Here is a 2340-nt window from a genome sequence, read left to right on the forward strand (position 1 = left end):
TCCTCGCTACAGCTTTCAACGTTTTGTGGTGGGCCCCAATAGCCGGATGGCCCATGCCGCTGCTTTAGCTGTAGCCGAATCACCAGGGCGTGAATTTAATCCTCTTTTTCTTTGTGGTGGGGTGGGGCTTGGTAAAACCCATCTAATGCAAGCCATCGGCCATTACAGAGTTGAGATCGATCCAGCTGCCCGAGTATTTTATGTTTCAACAGAAACATTTACAAATGATTTGATACTTGCGATCCGTAAAGATGGAATGCAGGCATTTCGAGATAGATATCGCGCTTGCGACTTAATCTTAGTTGATGATATCCAGTTCATAGAAGGTAAGGAATACACTCAAGAAGAATTCTTTCATACCTTCAATGCTTTACATGAAGCAGGCCGGCAGATAGTTATTGCCAGTGATCGCCCACCAAGCCAAATTCAACGCCTTCAAGAACGATTGATATCAAGATTTTCAATGGGGTTAATTGCAGATATCCAAACGCCAGATCTTGAAACTCGTATGGCGATTTTACACAAAAAAGCAGAGCAAGAGCAGATGAGCTTACCGCGAGAATTAATTCAATATTTAGCTGCGCGTTTCACCTCAAATATTCGCGAACTAGAAGGTGCTCTCACAAGGGCTGTGGCATTTGCATCAATTACTGGATTACCAATGACCGTGGAATCTGTGGCTCCACTATTGGGATCATCACTGCCGGAAGGAGATATAAATCCAAAATTAGTACTTGAAAAAGTAGCAGAAGTTTTTGGTGTAAGCACCATTGAGATGTGTAGTAGTAGTCGCAAAAAAGCGGTGAGCCAAGCTCGGCAGGTAGGTATGCATTTAATGCGTCAATGCACAAATTTAAGCTTACCAAAAATCGGCGATCAATTTGGCGGAAAAGATCACACCACTGTTATGTATGCAGTTCAACAAATAGATAAAAAACTTGCAATCGATCCAAATCTTGCCAATCAAATACAACAGGTTAAAGATCTACTGCAAATAGACTCACGGCGGCGCCATTAGCCAAGATTTTATTAAAAAATAAATAATTTAAACTAATTTATCAATACTTGCTGCAAAGTTATGATCAACTTCTGTGATTGCCGAGCCTTCTAATTCAGCCCTCAAAGTAATATTTACGTAGGTGCGGCCAAAGCTAATATCTGGAAACCTTGCCTCCTTTTCGCAAAAATCATTTAAACGATCAAGAAAATCACGATTACTGGCGTAATCGTTAAATTCGAGCCGCCGCTCAAGCCACTCAACTCGATCCGGCTTTGGTCTTGGCGTCCATTGATGGTTCATAACAAGAACCTTAAACGGCGAGGCAATCAGTGCGCCCCTGCGAAAGCCTTTTGGCCCAGGCGTCTGCATACGCTTCATCAGCAGCTAGTTGATCAGCAGTGGTGCCTGCGAGCCCATGGGGGAAAGTACCTGCGATGGCAGCATTAGTAACGCAAAACATTGATTTTTGAAAACTACGGCAGATCTTTACCCGCACATCACCTTCTCCTCGGGTGCGATTTTGATAAAGGAGATCCAAGCGCTTGGGCAAATGGCGATACATATCTTGCATTAACAAACTTGGTGGTATTCCCGCTCCCATAGTTGGTAGGGGATCTGCATAAAGGGCCCCATAACAAAATTGAGCCTGATCTGGAGAGATCTGCTGAGCCTGGGCATTAAACGAAACTGTGCCCAAAAATGGGGTGCCGCGCAAAAACACAGCTTCTACATATGGCACTGCCACATCAGCTAGGAAAGTAAGGCCCGCTTCAGGCGGTAATATCCAAAAATGTTTATTACCAAGCTTTACGCCGTAGCTAATTGGATTACCAGCAGCAGCCACTAAACCAGCTTTTATAAAATCCACCACATCCGAAATTGAGCACACTCGTTTATCAGCTTCAGCATCAGCAAGATCGATAAAAAGATCGCTCATTACACGCCAGAATTGGCCTAATGCATGGGTAGTTGCAGCTGTTCGTATTAATTCAGGTAAAAACTGAGGAAACAAGGGATGCAACAAACCCAATAAAGGATCACGGCGCTTTACTTGAATGATAGCTGCGATATTTTCTATAAATGCGGCGCTATCAAAATAAGCATCCATCCCACCAGTACCGTGCCAAAGCATTGCCTTCATGCAATATTCAGCATATTCAAAATTAATGCGATCATGGCAAAGATGCCGCCAAATTTTTGCAAAAGATTTATCTCCATCTAAATATTTAAACAAAGGGAAAGGAACTAGAAATTGGCTTTCCGCTTGATAAATTAAGTTTTTGCTATAAGCATCAAGCACTTCCCCATAGCTTTTAAGCACATCAACTACTTCAACAACA

At 42.9% G+C, this 2340-nt stretch carries 3 protein-coding genes; 1 reads left to right on the forward strand and 2 read right to left on the reverse strand.

Going from position 1 to position 2340, the window contains the following annotated elements:
* Positions 1-1018 (forward strand): chromosomal replication initiator protein DnaA (gene dnaA / locus KB557_RS10785; RefSeq protein WP_255134090.1); only part of this gene is annotated, 1018 nt, incomplete at its 5' end.
* A 27-nt stretch (positions 1019-1045) separates the two neighbouring features.
* Here the strand turns inward: dnaA and KB557_RS10790 are convergent.
* Together KB557_RS10790 and KB557_RS10795 are read right to left on the reverse strand one after the other, a co-directional pair.
* Positions 1046-1300: a 4a-hydroxytetrahydrobiopterin dehydratase gene (locus KB557_RS10790; protein ID WP_255134092.1), complete on the reverse strand. Its 255-nt coding sequence runs from the start codon at positions 1298-1300 to the stop codon at positions 1046-1048.
* Between the two features lie 10 nt (positions 1301-1310).
* Positions 1311-2340 (reverse strand): CO2 hydration protein (locus tag KB557_RS10795; protein WP_255134095.1); only part of this gene is annotated, 1030 nt, incomplete at its 5' end.

The sequence above is a fragment of the Synechococcus sp. Cruz CV12-2-Slac-r genome, from assembly GCF_024346075.1.
GTDB lineage: Bacteria > Cyanobacteriota > Cyanobacteriia > PCC-6307 > Cyanobiaceae > Synechococcus_D.

Coding starts and splice junctions, on each gene's coding strand:
- KB557_RS10790 (WP_255134092.1), bottom strand. CDS start 1,300: ATGAACCATCAATGGACGCCAAGACCAAAGCCGGATCGAGTTGAGTGG.